The 13980-nt window shown below is 32.8% G+C and carries 8 protein-coding genes and 4 pseudogenes; 1 reads left to right on the top strand and 11 read right to left on the bottom strand.

Features of this window, described 5'->3' with window-relative positions; genetic code table 11:
• Positions 1-18: 18 nt before the first annotated feature.
• The 10 genes and pseudogenes from I6L50_RS33255 to I6L50_RS33215 all read right to left on the bottom strand — a co-directional run bounded on the left by I6L50_RS33255 (position 19) and on the right by I6L50_RS33215 (position 9394).
• Positions 19-1953 carry an FtsX-like permease family protein gene (locus tag I6L50_RS33255; RefSeq protein WP_219304675.1) on the bottom strand — a complete coding sequence of 645 codons (1935 nt, stop codon included), beginning with the start codon at positions 1951-1953 and terminating at the stop codon, positions 19-21.
• On the bottom strand, positions 1928-2698 hold the full coding sequence (locus I6L50_RS33250; protein ID WP_219304672.1) for an ABC transporter ATP-binding protein: 771 nt from the start codon (positions 2696-2698) through the stop codon (positions 1928-1930). The genes I6L50_RS33255 and I6L50_RS33250 overlap by 26 nt, the downstream gene beginning before the upstream one ends.
• A gap of 108 nt (positions 2699-2806) precedes the next feature.
• Positions 2807-3728, bottom strand: a pseudogene (locus I6L50_RS33245) (ATP-binding protein).
• Between the two features lie 2 nt (positions 3729-3730).
• Positions 3731-4419: pseudogene (locus I6L50_RS33240) on the bottom strand (response regulator transcription factor).
• A 439-nt stretch (positions 4420-4858) separates the two neighbouring features.
• Positions 4859-4998 (bottom strand): annotated as a pseudogene (locus I6L50_RS35395) (IS6 family transposase); the annotation flags it as partial.
• Positions 4999-5035: 37 nt separating this feature from the next.
• Positions 5036-5806, bottom strand: coding sequence for an ADP-ribosyltransferase (locus tag I6L50_RS33235; RefSeq protein WP_219304670.1), 771 nt, complete (start codon positions 5804-5806; stop codon positions 5036-5038).
• Positions 5807-6034: 228 nt separating this feature from the next.
• Positions 6035-6361, bottom strand: coding sequence for a hypothetical protein (locus tag I6L50_RS33230; RefSeq protein WP_219304668.1), 327 nt, complete (start codon positions 6359-6361; stop codon positions 6035-6037).
• Between the two features lie 372 nt (positions 6362-6733).
• A complete protein-coding gene (locus I6L50_RS33225; protein WP_257475524.1) occupies positions 6734-7564 on the bottom strand; it encodes an ABC transporter permease in 831 nt (276 codons plus the stop codon).
• The gene (locus I6L50_RS33220; RefSeq protein ID WP_219304659.1) at positions 7548-8345 is read right to left on the bottom strand and encodes an ABC transporter ATP-binding protein; all 798 of its coding nucleotides are present in this window, start codon (positions 8343-8345) and stop codon (positions 7548-7550) included. The genes I6L50_RS33225 and I6L50_RS33220 overlap by 17 nt, the downstream gene beginning before the upstream one ends.
• Complete coding sequence (locus tag I6L50_RS33215; RefSeq protein ID WP_257475523.1) at positions 8345-9394, bottom strand: ABC transporter substrate-binding protein; 1050 nt, start codon at positions 9392-9394, stop codon at positions 8345-8347. Before I6L50_RS33215 ends, I6L50_RS33220 begins: the two co-directional genes overlap by 1 nt.
• Before the next feature lie 558 nt (positions 9395-9952).
• Here I6L50_RS33215 and I6L50_RS33210 point away from each other — a divergent pair.
• Positions 9953-10552, top strand: a pseudogene (locus I6L50_RS33210) (helix-turn-helix domain-containing protein); the annotation flags it as partial.
• 1859 nt (positions 10553-12411) lie between these two features.
• Here I6L50_RS33210 and I6L50_RS33205 read toward each other — a convergent pair.
• Positions 12412-13563 carry a transglutaminase domain-containing protein gene (locus I6L50_RS33205; protein WP_219304657.1) on the bottom strand — a complete coding sequence of 384 codons (1152 nt, stop codon included), beginning with the start codon at positions 13561-13563 and terminating at the stop codon, positions 12412-12414.
• Positions 13564-13980 lie beyond the last annotated feature (417 nt).

Genomic DNA, 13980 nt, shown 5'->3' with positions numbered 1-13980 from the left:
TTTTCACTCCTTTTTCATTTATAAAGCTTTTGTATACAATTGTCGTAAATATCCACGTCTCACCATAAAGAAATAAAGGATTTGTATGCCAATAAAACCTGCAAGTACTAAAATAGAAGTGTTTAAAATAGAAAATTTCAGTAACTGTTGCAAAGCTAGAAATGCTACTCCACTATGAATGATCGCTACGAGTATAGGTAGTAAAAACATCAATAACAGCTGCCGTGTAACAATTTGTTTTAATTCTTTTTTACTTAATCCTATTTTTGCAATCATTTCATACTGTCGTTGATCTCTTTCCAAATCTGCATACAGACGGAAATACAATAAGCTGGCTGCAAAGGTGAAAAATACAATACCTACTAATACACTCGAAATCAATAAGATGCCGTTTCCTTGTCTAAACATATGATTTTCCGTGTACAAGGATCGAAAGCTGTATTTTGAGTCTTTTTTTTCTGTCTTCATGAATTTTTCATCTAATTGTTTTGCTATATCTTTTGTTTCTGTCCAATCTTTCACAGTAAACCCGTACTCTGTAAAAGTACGTTTATCATCTCCGCTTGGAATCACATCATACATGGAATCTGAAACAACAAGAGTAACGCCATATCCATCTGGTTCCACTAGATAGGGAACAGCTTTTTTCACTTTGAATGAAAGATTTTTCTCTCCTTGTACTACGGATATTTCAGAAGGAATCCCCTCTCTTTTTTGATATTTTGCCACTGCTGAAGCAGATGTAGGAACTAAGATCGTCTCGTCTTCATTTTGGAATGTTTCTGTTTGGTGCCCCAATGCTTTTGCTAAAGAATTATACTCACTTAGCTTCAGCATTGCGAAACCATTTTCACTATGTTTTTTCGTTACAGCACCCATTTGATAAGAAAATCCCGCATCTGTAAGCTGTTTCTTTATTTCTGTAATATGTGCTTCTTCCTGATTATTTTCATTATATGAAGTGTAGGTGAATGCAAATGGCGGCTTTTTCATTTCATATAATGCCGAATCCCCGATTGACAAGCATGTCCCAATTCCTGTAAAAGATACGGCGGAAACAACCGCTAGCATAAAGAACATCGTGGCATTATCTTTCATGCGATACGCTAATTCCGAAATAGTGAGAAGATTTGTTTTCTTAAAAAATATACGTTCCTTCTTTTTTAACCTGCCGATAATAAAGACACTCAATTGAGAAAATAAATAATATGTGCCGATTATGGTACATACCACCCCACTAACCAACGGTATAGGATTCACATTCATTCTGACCGTTGACACAAAGTAAAACACGAAACCATATCCAATCCCAGTGAAAAGAAGAGAAAGAAAGGCTCGTACCCCAGACGCTTTCGGCTCTGGTTTAGGCTTGTCCTCGGATTTCATCAATTCAATCAACTGGTTAACTTTGATCATTTTTGAAGTAAACAGTGAAATCAATAAAAATAAAATTAGAAACGCGCCAGCAGTCATCCCAATTGCTTTGATGGGCATATAAAAAGGGAGACCTGTTTCAATCGCTAATAGATTGGCACTTAGTAATAAAATCAGTTTTGAAAAAATTAGTCCAATCAGAATGCCAAAAATAATCGATGCGGCTCCGATTATCATATTTTCTAAAAATATCAATGTATTCAACTGTGACGGAGACATGCCATGCATCATAAGAATCCCAAATTCTTTTTTTCTTGTTTTCAAAAATGCACTGACAGAATACAAAAGAAAGAAAAAAGAAAAAAGGAAAATGAGGGATTGAGAAATTTGCATCCCGATTGTTCCGAGTTTCCCCATCATTGTACTCTCAGAAGGTACTCCTCCCTGTAAGTTCGGGTGAAACAATAATAAAGCATACGTAAAGAAGATCATAATGGAAAAAGTACTGCTTAGAAAATGCGCGGTATAGGTTCGCTTGCTACGCATAACGTTGTTACACGCGAGTTGTCGAAAATTCATCCTTACGCCCTCCTAATAAAGCAAGTACATCCATAATTTTCTGATAAAACAGCTGGCGATTTTCTCCGCAGTATAGCTCATTATACAGCTTACCATCTTTGATAAATACGATGCGCTCGCAATAACTCGCAGCCATTGGGTCATGCGTGACTAGCATCATCGTTGCCTCCTGTTCTTTATTTAATTGTTGTAGTAGTGCCATAACATCACTAGCCGCTTTGGAATCTAAATTTCCCGTTGGTTCGTCTGCTAGTACAAGTTGCGGTTTATGAATTAGAGCACGCGCAATCGCTGTTCTTTGTGCTTGCCCACCAGATATTTCATACGTGCGTTTGTTTAATATTTCTTGAATACCTAACTTTTCTGCGATTATTTCTACACGTTTATTCATGTGTTTGACATCCATACCATCCAAAGTCAAAGGGAGAACAATATTCTCCTTTACTGTCAATGTGTTCAACAGATTAAAAGACTGGAATACGAACCCTAACTGACGTCTTCGGAATTCTGCAAGGTTATTAGCTGATAAGCGATGCGGATTTTTTCCGTTAATCAACACCTCTCCAGATGTAGGAGAATCAATGGTAGCAACCATATTTAATAAGGTTGTTTTCCCACTGCCAGAAGGACCCATAATCCCTACAAACTCTCCTTTATTAATATTTAAATTAATATTAGAAAGCGCTTCAAAGGATATTTTCCCTGTATAGGTTTTACTAAGTTCATTTACTTTGAATATTTCCATTTTGTTGCTCTCTCCTTTTAATTTTTCTATACACTAAGTGTAACGGGAACCATGTATTTCTCATATCGATTTCCATAACAACTTCGTAAGAGTACTGAATATTCCGACTTAACCAGACCCTCGAATCGCATACTTAAAAATAATTCGGACCTTTGTTCCTTTTTCAAATTCAGATTCTATTTCAATTTTGTGATTCAATCTTTCTATAATATTTTTCACTTGGTATAATCCAATTCCCGTAGACTCCTTGAATTTCCGCCCATTTTCCCCTGTATAAAATGGACGAAAGATCCTTAAAAAATCTTCCTTTGGAATTCCTACGCCATAATCTTGTATCTCCAAAACATCCGATTTATCTTTTTCAAAAACAGCAATTGTAATATTCGTCCTACTTCCAGCAGAATATTTAATCGCATTAGACAGAATTTGATTGGTCATAAATCTAAGCCACTTTCTATCTGTTTCGACGATGTAACCTTGTGTAATTTTCACTTTCGGATACACATAGTTTCTGATAAAAAACCGTTTATTTGCATCAATCACCTCTTGAACGAGTGTTTTTAATGATACTCTTTCCACACGAAATTCTTGTTCAAACGCCTCTTCATGCTCTTCTTATGTATTTAATACCTCGACAGATACAGGTGTTTTCATTTGATGTACCTTGATTCATAAATATCAAATGCTCGTTTTGTTTATGTTCCCATATCTTTAATTGGCTTTGACATTGGTTATATTGCGCTTCTAATACCTGTTTAAAGGCTATGGGTATAGGCGTGTCGTATCATTTATCTTTTGTAATGATTCCTGCCATGTCCGAGAAGGATGAGACAATGTATGGTAATAGCTACGATGAATATGCTAACGATATATGAAATAACCAATTAAAAAAACAAATCCCTAAAAATACACTATATAAAGCTGTTAGCACATGACCATAACCATCCAGCCAATACACCATCAAAATGGCAATCAATTGTACCACTATCATATCAACCAAAGGTATATGTTCATGTAAAAATAACGTCATTATCATACTCCATCGTTATCCCAGGTTATTTTTAGGCGATATCTAGCCCTTCGAACTGTATCCAGTGCATCTTTAATTCCTAGTTCTTCTAATTTTTTTCGAACACGTACAACATTTACACGAAGTGTATTATCATCTACATACATATCCTCATCCCAAACTTTTTCTAATATTTTCTCCCGACTGACAATGTTCGGACATCTTTGTAGGAGAACTTCTATTACTAGCGCTTCGTTGTACGTCAGTATACTCTTCTAATTTTTTAATTTTAATTCCAGTTTTTCTGGATACAATTGTAAACCTGCTTGTTGGATCACTCGCTCTTTTACTTTTGGGGCATATTCACCATACATTCGTCGAAGATGACTTTTAATCTTGGCCATTACGGCCTCGTGATATAATCATCTGCCCCATGCTCTAATTCCATCACTTGTTCCATTCTCCCATGACGTGCCGATATAAAAAGGATGGCACAAGTCTATATCGTTCTCATTTGGTGACATCAATAAAAACCAATAAAATACGGTAAATTTATATCTCATAGCACTAAATCAGGCTTAATATCTTTGAATTGGTCCAAGACATGTTCAAAATCTTGTGCAATAATCCCTATATATTCGTATTTATTCATATAGGATTGAAGTAACTCAGAAATTTCCCTATCATCTTCTACTATCATGATTTTATGCATATGCTCGTTTTCCTTTAAAATGAATCTTGTTTTAGACTAACTCACATACTTCTTGGAAGAACTTTTTGTTATAGTTCCCCAAAAAAGAGTATTCATTATCCTCTCAGCATCCTTTTTCAGTAACTGGAATACCTTTTTCTTAGCATACAGATAGGAGCTCATTTTTCCTATTGATTAACGTGACAAAACCCCAACATTTTTATTGTTTTACTAAAATTCAGATAAATATGTTTCTTCGTACAAAAAATTGTATATTTCTATACGCAAAAAGGGCCTAATTTTTTGATATTCAAAAAATTAGGCCCTTTTTCAAATCCATAGCAGGTAAACCATTCTAGCGCAAAATTTGTTAACAGGTGAAAAATTGGTATGATTGCAGCTGACTTTTATGCGATCGTTAATAATTGTTGTACACGCTTTTTTGCTTTCACGTTTAACACATAATAGTTATTGGATGAAACGATATGTCAAGCTCTCTCAAAAATTTCGATATATCACGATAGCTAAAAAACAATAATAGTAGCCCTTAGCTACTAAAATAATATCTTTCTTGAACGGCTTCCCTTTAACATACCTCATGGCCGATTCTCCATAATTCCTTTTTTAGCGTGTAATCTCATTTAGAAAACTTTGCAATAGAATTCATTAATATCGCTCTAATAATCAATGTATTTTGTCCTCTTTCCTGAACTGTAGATGCACCAGTTATTTTAAAATGTGATCCTCTTGGTAAAAGCACTTCTTTTTCCCCTTTATAATTAGAAATAGAATCTATATATGGTGCACGGGTTCCTTTTGGTACCTTTATTTCCATACGAATGGCTGAACGACCAAAGGCAACCCCTGTCTGTAAAGATGTACTTGTATATGCAAGTGCGGTATACGTATTATTTATATTTTTTTGTATAAGTGTAATGGCTTTTTTTATGTATTCTTCAAAAGTTGTAATTCCTTCTACAGAATTGAAATCTGGTCCCCATATTGGCTGTAAAAAATATTTAGCCTCTTGGAATTCTTGCTCTCCCGTATTTCTATACACTGTGATATCCTCTTTCAAGACCGCTTTATTTATTGCAGAATCTATTAAATTTATTTTAGTGTCCAATTCCATTTTAGATACTGATGATTCTGGCAATAATTCTTGTTGCTGGCTTCTTAAATAATAATTTATATCTGCGTAGTTCGGCCCAGTATAGTACGTGATAGCACGTTTTTCATCCGTAGTTAACGTACTTAGCCATTCGTCCCCATATAATTCAAAAATAGAATTTTGTTTAGTATCTATGTCTATTCCCTCTGCTGATGTAACGCTATTCCCTGTCGGTATAAGTGTATAAATCGTTATCCCGATGCAGAGTAACCATTTTAATAATTTGTTTATATACATGATATACGCCCTCCCCAAAACACATGTGTACTACTATTATAATAAAAGAAAAAAACAGAGTTCCAGAATCGGAATAATCTGTTTTTCAATATACTTATATACGGGTCAAATATACATTAAATTCTTATAATATTGTAATTATGAATTATATACAATATAAAAATGGAATACCCTTTTTATATTTTTTTGGAATCCGCATATATATTGTGAAAATATACATTTCAAATGCTAGTAAGGTAAACGAAATTGAATTGAAGATGTTGTATCAGACTCTATATCCCATCCTTTATATGCCCAAGACCAGGTTTTATTTTCAATGAGAGTATCTTTATAAAATTCTCCCCTTTCGAACACATATAAATCATATTCGTTTCCTCTAAAATTAATTCTCGCATAAAATTTTTCCCCTTGTAAACTATGTTGATAATTAGAATGTGCATTAAACATCATGACATTATAGCGATTGTTTGCAATAGCAAACGTAGAATCAGTGAGCTCTCTTATAATATTTTGAAACACAGCATACAATTGCTCTTTTATCTGCAATGTATCCATCAACACATTCATTTCCTATTTATTCACAGTCGACTCTGGATTGTCTATACCCAACGAAAAATTTAATGAGAAAGTGGATTCACCGGAATTTATATCTAGGCAACTTACATCGTCAGATACTAATCAAAATTAAAAAGTCATTTCCCACTATCTTAAAAGGCATCGAAACCATTCATATCTTATATAAACGCAAAAGTAGTTTGCGATTGAACTGCTTTTTTCCAGCATACACTGAATTGCGAAACTTACCTAGAATTGTAAAAAGGATATCTACAATCAGCTCGATTTTTAATCTATTAAACATATTTGCAGCCAAACTTATAAGATAATACCCCTAGTATGCCAAAATCGATTAGATCGGTTTTATATACATTATTTTTTTTGCAACAGTGCCCATGTTTCTATCCAGGTCAATAAACGATTAAATGATAAACCTAATATCGATAGAATTATTACTCCCACCATCAATTTAGTAGTAAGCATAAGATTACCATAGTGTAAAATTAATGTGCCAATACCTTGTTTTGCGGCAATCATTTCTGCGGCAATTAAAAGTAAGAGAGACGTACCAGATGCTATTTTTAAGCCCGCAAAGATACTAGGTAATGCTCCTGGTAACATAACTTCAAGTAATAATCTTGTACGACTGGCTTTAAATAATACGGCAGCTTTTATAAGATTAGAATCTATATTTTTCACCCCTGAGAATATATTAATAAAAACAGGAAAAAAAACTCCCAAAGCAATAATGGTAATTTTAGGAAACTCTCCAATTCCTAGCCATAGAATAATTAGAGGCAATAAAGCGATTTTAGGAATTGGATATACTATATATATTAATGGTGAGAGAATAGCGTTCATCCATTTAGAAAAACTCAGGATTAACCCTGTTATAATCCCCAATATACTACCAATCATATAACCTATTCCAATTCGATAGAGGCTATCCGTTAAACTTTGAACTAATTCTCCACTTGTAGTCATATCTTTTGCTGCATGAACTATAGCTGAAGGGGCCGGAAGAAATAAGGGTGGAATAAATTGCATTCTACAACATATTTCCCAAATTAGCACGGTACTGATTATGCTATAAAAAGATACATATTTAGGAGTATCTTTTTGCAAAAAATCCAATTGGCTATTGATATTCATTTTCTTATTCAGCTGAACAAAATGATTGAAATTATTATTTATATTCTTCAAAATAACCCCGTCCCTCTACAACATCCCTTGCATCCTCACATATAAGCTGAAGAATTTGATCGACATATTGATTGAATTTTATCTTACACGCCTCTTTTTTACGATCCATTTTAGGCAATTGAATAGGGATGATAGAATTTATGTTTCCAGATTTCCTAGAAAGTACTATCACTCTATCCGCTAAATAAACAGCTTCTTCAATACTATGTGTCACATATACTGTTTTTAGTGGTTGATTATGCCAAAGGTTCAAAAGTTCTTCCTGTAAAATGAGACGTGTCTGTGCATCCAATGCAGAAAAAGGTTCATCCATAATTAATAAATCTGGTTCAACAGCAAGTGCTCTAGCAATTCCTACACGTTGCTTCATCCCTCCGGACAATTGTTTCGGATAATAAGAATCGAATCCATGAAGTCCAACCATATTTATATAATAATTGCCAAGCTCTTTTATTTTTTTAGAATCCGTCAAATAGTTTTCTAATCCGAATACGACATTTTTATAAACCGTTTTCCATGGAAACAGTGCAAATTCCTGAAATACCATCCCAATACGTGGCTCTCGCTTGAGAGCGCCACCTTCAAAATAAACCTGCCCACTTGTGGATTCTAAAAGCCCAGCTATTATATTTAATAGTGTTGATTTCCCGCATCCACTCGCTCCTACAATAGCTATAAATTCATTTTCGTGTATTGTGAAAGAAATATCACTTAGTATAGTTCGTATTTGATTGTTTTTATATTTAAACTGTTTTCCAATATTATCAACAATAAGTTTCATTACTTTGAATCCCCCAATTTTTTTATTGCTTCATTTAATAAGGAGGTATCAATTATTTCGTTACTATCTATATTTTTCTCGATTAAATTTTCTTTATGGTACCATGATATTTGGGTTTTTATATCTGTTTGTAATATTTTACCATCTCGATCTATATAAGGTAACCCTTTTTGTATTGTCTCTTTGGATTGTTTTGTATACTTAGAAATGATAGAAATTAGTTCATCATATTGACTACCTTGTTTTTTAATGATAGCATCATGATAATAGCGAGTAGATTTCACATATGCTTTAAGAAATCTAATTGCGCAATCTTTATTTTTCAAAAATTCTTCAGATAAAAAGATTCCTGAAGTTTGATAATCCATCTCATCTCCAACGGATACCAATAATTTTCCGTATCCCTGATTTAATGCGTTAGAAGCATGAGGTTCTGTTAGTAAAGTTGCATCTATTTGTCCACTTTTTAAAGCTTCGACTAGCCCATTCACACTATTCAATGAAACCAATTCAATATCTTTTAAAGATAAGTTATGTAATTCTAATAACCGTCCTATCATATAATGATAGGTAGAACCTGTTTGAGTAATACCAATTCTTTTCCCTCTCAAATCTTCGACCTTATTAATATTGGAATTTGAAGAGACCATAAGTGCATTAGAAGAATATCCACGAACTTCCCTTCCTTTATCCGCTACAATTGTTAGTTTTTTCCCACTTCCAGCCATATTATATAAACTTGCTGTGATTCCTGTCGCACCAATATCCAAATTCCCTCCAGCTGTAGCGACCGCAATCGGTTGAGCTGCATCAAACCATTTTGGTTTTAAATCAATATTCTCTTCTTTGAAAAAACCTTTTTCAATCCCAATAAAGATAGGTGCTGAACTACTTAATTTAAGCATACCAATTTCTACAGGATTTTGAAATGTCTGCTGAGATTGTTTACTTAAACTTGAACCGTTTTTGCAGCCAACTATTGTACTCAGAAAAAGCAACATTATACATGAAAATTTCACTTTATTCTTTATTATATTTACTAAAATCAAAAATATCCCTCCAAAATTGCATTACTGTTTTCCTATAAAACCCCAACTATTAATGATCAAATTTCTATATTAATTGATCATGTTTAATGACGCGTGATAGGAAGTAAATCGTTATGATAAATAATATAGCTTCCCCAAGACAATTGACCTACTCATAATAATTATTCAAACCATACCCCTCTCCTCCTAATCCCAATATTTAATACGTCTTTAAAAGAATATCACCCTTGCCACTACTATTATTTCAAAAAATACTTTTCTCAAAAGTATTCTATATAATATTCGCTTACCAGTTATACGCTTTAATTTTTTTAAGTTAAAATGAGAATTCTTCCCCCTCTATTCATTAACATATATTTGCACTCCAAATATCGAATTTAATCTGTAATTTATATATATTTAATTCGATTCATGTATGATATAGGGAGATGGTATGGGGGACGAGACGAGGAGGAGGGAATTTAGGCTATAACAATAGATATAGATAATCAAGTAGTGTTATGTGATCGCCGCCATAGATAAAGTAGAACCATTTTGGGCAAAAAAAGATGAACTGATATGGAAAAACAGAATAAAGCATACAAATTTCTTCTGTATTCAACAGAAGAACAAGCAAATCTAAAACGGAAAATTTTTGGGTCCTTATGCTTTATGTATAATATAAAACCCTCACTGAGCGAGAAAGAACTGAAGAAACAAAAATTTCCTACTCTTGCGAAATACAAAGCAGAGTAGGAATGGCTAAAAGAAGTCGATTCATTAGCAACATTGGCCAACGTTCAATTAAACGTTTAAACATCCTATAAGAATTTCTTTAGTTTGCAAAATTACTTCCCAATATTTAAAGCAGATAAGAAAGCCTTATACAACGAATGTAGTAAATGTTGCGGAATAGCCATATCAAGATGGTACGTATCAAACAACATAGAGAGATACCACTAGACTATATAATTAAATCATTACGTTAGACCACCTAGCAAAGCCACAACGAGTAATACCAAGAAGAACTAATGTGCTATCAGTTAGAATAAACAACGTATCCGTGTGGCTAAGTTACATAAAAAAGGAGTGAACCAGCGTAAAAACTGTCTTCATCATAAGGCTCAAGAGTTAGCTACTCATTTTGGTGTCGCTGATAAGGGAGTTAGCTCGGCTGTATTTCAGACGAATACTATTCATTCTTAGTGTCAAAATAGATTCTCCAGGGCGTTTCATAAATTAAGAGCACACTATACGGGGTCTGAGATATAATTAATAGGAACCATAGAATATTTAAATGAACAAACACTAAAATAGAAGCATTCTATCACAACTAATAGAACTCCTTGCACGGGTAGTGAAAAGAGCTCTATTATCTTGAAATGATATTTTTATTTTAGTATACCAATACACCGTAGTATTATGATTTTCCGAAAATTAATTTAGCGTAAAATTACCTATATTTAATTAATTATTATAAACGACCTATAGATAACCTTTATCCAGGTGTAATATTTTTCGTTACTTGGACTCTCTACACAAAGAACTCACGTTACATCCTACCTCTTTTACAGTCTTTAGATCTCCCATCCCTTAATTAAATAAACATACTATGCATTTACACCCCTCCTACCTTTTTTCTATACTTCTTACTCTTGTAAGTTTATCATTTGTATTTTTTTAGCAACTGTTTTCATGTTGCATTTGCCTAATTTTGGTTAATATATTCTACTGATAAACACTTATCAATGCTATCATTCTCTCTTTAATGATTTTACAATCATTAATAGTATATATACGGATATAGTTATAGAAAATACACCTCACACAATATTGATCTTGAAATCTAAAATGCACATTTTTTCTCTTGCATTTTCCACATGTTCATAGATACGTACAACTCATTTTCCTAAAAAGGACACACTGTCCCTTTGCTAACTTTTCTTCTAATATACGGACGAATGTGGGGATTTTTTGGGCTTTGGATGTTTTACCATCAGGAAGAATGGTAAAACATCCAACATCAATTCCACATATAAGCTCAGCTTTAGTTATTTTTGTACCTTTGTTTCGACCAAGATAGATACAAAATATCTACCACTTGAATCGCTTCAAATTGTTGCATTTACAATACAATCTTCTACTCCCTGACTCTAGCAAAGCAAGCCACACTAAGCTTTGCTAATTTCATTTTGTTGCCTGCAATCGTAATTTTTCCGTTCGTTTACTTCGTTGTGTAGGATGGAATCTTATTCTTTTTAGATTTAAAACGTGGCATATCGTTTTCTTTCTTAAAAAAATATGAGAAAGCATCTGCAGGGTTTTTAATGTGGATGTATGGGCAATACAATCTACTTCCTTTAACCAGATTGTATCCTGTTTCTTTTTTTATTGAGTGTGCTCGACAGAGTAGAGGGATAGGATAGCTTTTATTTACCAACATAGGTTGCCCCCACTTTTGCATCGTATACTTGCAGTATACAAAATCGTAGACTTACCCTTACTGGCATTTCACATTTTTGAGGAAGGAGTCTTCTGTCGGAAAACGATAAAAAGGAAATGATTAGATTTTCAACCTGACCATTTCCTTTTGGCTTAAACTTGCATATTCACCATATTTTTTAACAATACTATGCCCTTTGCTGGCAAGTATGTGTAATACCTAAGTATTTTTATTATAAAAAAACGATAAGAATATTTAATTTAATTGAGTTGATAGGTATGCAATCTTTATATCATTTCGAAAAATTATGACTTACCTCTATTAATATTCCACAAAATTTTGATGTAAAGTTTATCTATACATTATTAAAAATAAGCTGACTTCATTTGCATTTTTGAATCTAGCTTGTTTTGTATCTAAATAATTATTTAGATACATTGACTACTAGACTTATAATAATTATAACGGCAAAAAAGATACTATGATTAACGGGTTCAGTACAAAGAAACATACCATTATTTAAAATAAAAAAAATTTTTAAACATTATTTTTTCGCACAAAAACCGGTGCGTGCTAAATTTAAACAATATTGAACTTAATAAGTAAATACAATTGTTAATAATGAAGAACCTTGATGATGATTAAATGGTTCAGCTTCAAATGATACGTTTTTGGCTCCTTCGGGCCAAGTAATTGTATTAAGCACTAATTTTGCATCTTTTATTGTATTATTAACGCTTTTATTGTAACGTAAAGTTATTTTTTCCGGTTGCGATATAAACTGACTTTGTATATTATTTATTAATTGTTCGTAATTTTCAGCACTATACTCTGACTTTAAATAGATGAGATTAGTATCTTTTAGTAATTTTTGGTAGCTAGTTAATTTTTCGTCATTTATTTGTACTTTATTCATTAATTCATCATAATAACTCGTTGTTGCCGCTGGGTATTTATCATGATTCCATTGATGATCATTTTTAATTTGTTCATCAGAAAGATTGAAATGAGAATATGTGGCCTGATTTTCCTTATCTGGAGTAGGGTCATCAAAAGTTGAATCTAGATGGTACCATTTAGATTCAATATTTACAAGATTCCAAGCATGCAATTCCCCGTTTGCTGTCCCTTCCACAATCCTAGCTGGAATCCCAGCTTCTTTTAATAACTGGTACGTCAATAGTGCATACCCTTGACAAACGGCAGAGCGGTTAACTACAGCTTCATAAGCAGTGTAGGATTGAAGAGACTTATCATATGAAACATGTTTGACTACGTAATCATGGATTTCTTTTACTTTTTCATGATCATTCATTTGAGGATTAATAATAGAATCCACTATCAATTTTGATTGTTCTTTTACATGTTGTGATTGCTCTTTTGTTTCGCGATACGTGGTATTCAATGTCATTGTATAAGCCCCTGATTCACCTTGCATGGTGAAGTCTGTTCTTTTTATAGTATATTTCAAATAATCGTCTTTTTCTAATAAATTATTATATACCGCTATTAACTTATCTAAAACTTCCTCCCTATTAAAATTTGTAGTTATATACCTGATTTCATTATTTTTTTCACGGTTATCCAGGTGTTTCTGTAATTCTTGTTGAACTGCTTCAATAGATTCACTAGATGTGGGAGCGATTTGTTTTGTATTTGCGTAAGAAATTGATGGTATACAAAGTGCCCCGAATATAAGTGTGGAACAGATAGTAATGGTAGACCTATGCTTATTAATTTTTTTCACCTTATCATCTCCTGATTAGAAAATTTAATATAAAATCACAATAAAAGCTAAATCTTATAATTGATTATTGCTGGACAATAACTCGAAATGAAATTCATAACAATATTCCTAGGTATATTTTGTATCTTTTTTTGCGGAACATTGTGAGTATAATTGAAACCCGCCCTCTAAAAATTATATTTAGATCAAACTAACTGATCCCTAGAAATATTTTTGTTTTGAACAGACTAATTCTATAAACAAATGTATTTTTTTTCACCATATGCATCCCCTATACCCCTTTAAAATAAAAATAACTACTGTATGCCTTAAGAATCATCCCTTCGGTTTGAATACAATAAATTTTTGGGTTTCAACTATCATCACACAAAGGTTAGAAACAGGAAAAAGCGAATCATTTATTATCCCAAATACTTT

It is taken from the genome of Bacillus sp. FDAARGOS_1420 (genome assembly GCF_019344915.1).
GTDB classification, from domain to species: domain Bacteria; phylum Bacillota; class Bacilli; order Bacillales; family Bacillaceae_G; genus Bacillus_A; species Bacillus_A mycoides.
The sequence above is the reverse complement of the archived record's forward strand: the minus strand, read 5'-3'. Positions and strand labels throughout refer to the sequence as shown.